At 63.8% G+C, this 1534-nt stretch carries 1 protein-coding gene; it reads right to left on the bottom strand.

Annotated features, from left to right (window positions below; all coding sequences use genetic code 11):
* Window positions 1-81: 81 nt before the first annotated feature.
* Window positions 82-1455, bottom strand: coding sequence for a transposase (locus K4G67_RS17365; RefSeq protein ID WP_239807496.1), 1374 nt, complete (start codon window positions 1453-1455; stop codon window positions 82-84).
* Between the last annotated feature and the right edge of the window lie 79 nt (window positions 1456-1534).

Raw genomic sequence — 1534 nt, 5'->3', positions numbered from 1 at the left:
ACCCTATTCTGTTGAAGAAGTCGCAGGCGGAGCACGGTCGGGCTCGCGGCTGACATCAGGCGAGCGGCGTTGCTTTGCCGCTCAGGCGGGCGCCAGGCCCGGGGTCGGTTTCATCTTGGCCAGCTTACGAAGGTTTTGGGCTGCAGCGGCGAGATGGAACTCGTCTTTTGCTCCACTCGGACCGCGCAGGCGCAAGCGATCTAGTTTCAGGATACGTTTGAGGTGCGCAAACAGCATCTCGACCTTCTTCCGCTGTCGGCGCGAGACGAGATAGGCGTCCCTGGTGGCGATCTCGCGGGCCAGATCGCGAGCGCCCTCGTGGACCGAGCGCATGATCTTGCGGGCTGCCAGCTTCGGCGTGCAACGCTCCTTCAAATTGCAGGCGGCGCAGTCCTTCTCGCGCGCACGATAGCGGATGAAGCCATCGGCATTGGCGCGCGGACGCGGGGTGCTGAAGTTGCGGTTGGATGGACGAAGGCGATTGCCGCCGGGACAGATATAGCTGTCGTCGTCGTGATCGAAGGTAAAGGCCGACCGCTCGAAGGTATCGTCGCGGCGGGCAGACTTGTCGAACACGGGGATATGCGGTTCGATGCCGCGATCCTCGACCAACCAAGCGAGGTTCGGCGCTGACCCATAGGCGGTATCGGCCACCAGCTTCTCGGGCCACAGGCCGAAGCGGTCCTGCGTGCGTTCGATCATCCGCCGCTGCGCGAGCACCTCAGCCTGGCGGATCGCGGTCGTCGCCTCGACATCGACGATGACTGCGTGGTCGAGATCGATCAGGTAGTTCGTGCTGTAGGCGTAGAAGGCCGATCCGCGCGTCGCTGCGGTCCAGCGCGATGCCGGATCGGTAAGGTTGATCCGCTTTGGCGTGACCGGGGTCGATCCGCCGAACGCAGCATCGTCAAGCACGTCGAGATACTCGGCGACCGCGCGGCCTGCTGCGTGGGACGGGAGACCCTCCTCGCCCGGGACCGAACGCTGGCGGTGGACGTCCGCGCGGATCAGGCTGGCATCGACCGCGAACCCTTCGGCGCCCACCAGCCCTTCGGCCATGCAGCGCTCCACGGTCAGCTCGAACAGCTTGCGCAACAGGTCGCTGTCTCGGAACCGTCCGTGGCGGTTCTTCGAGAAGGTCGAGTGATCGGGCACCGCGCCATCCAGATCGAGCCGGCAGAACCAGCGATAGGCAAGGTTGAGATGCACCTCCTCGCACAGCCGCCGCTCCGAGCGGATGCCCATGCAATAGCCCACGATCAGCATCCGGATCATCAGTTCGGGATCGATCGATGGCCGGCCCATCGGGCTGTAGAACGGCTTCAGGTGCTCGCGGATGCCGGACAGATCAACGAACCGGTCGATCGCGCGCAGAAGGTGATCGCCCGGCACGTGATCCTCAATGCGGAAGCTATAGAACAGCGCCTCCTGCATCACCGTCCGCTCGCCCATCATCAGCCCAATCTCCGCTTGCCTGCGGAACACTGAATCAGGACTTCACGCCAATCGCAAGCGGGACTTTTTCAACAGAATA

It is taken from the genome of Croceicoccus hydrothermalis (assembly GCF_022378335.1).
Classification (GTDB): Bacteria; Pseudomonadota; Alphaproteobacteria; order Sphingomonadales; family Sphingomonadaceae; genus Croceicoccus; species Croceicoccus hydrothermalis.
This window is presented reverse-complemented; position numbering and strand designations above follow the sequence as displayed.

Coding starts and splice junctions, on each gene's coding strand:
- K4G67_RS17365 (WP_239807496.1), bottom strand. CDS start 1,455: ATGATGGGCGAGCGGACGGTGATGCAGGAGGCGCTGTTCTATAGCTTC.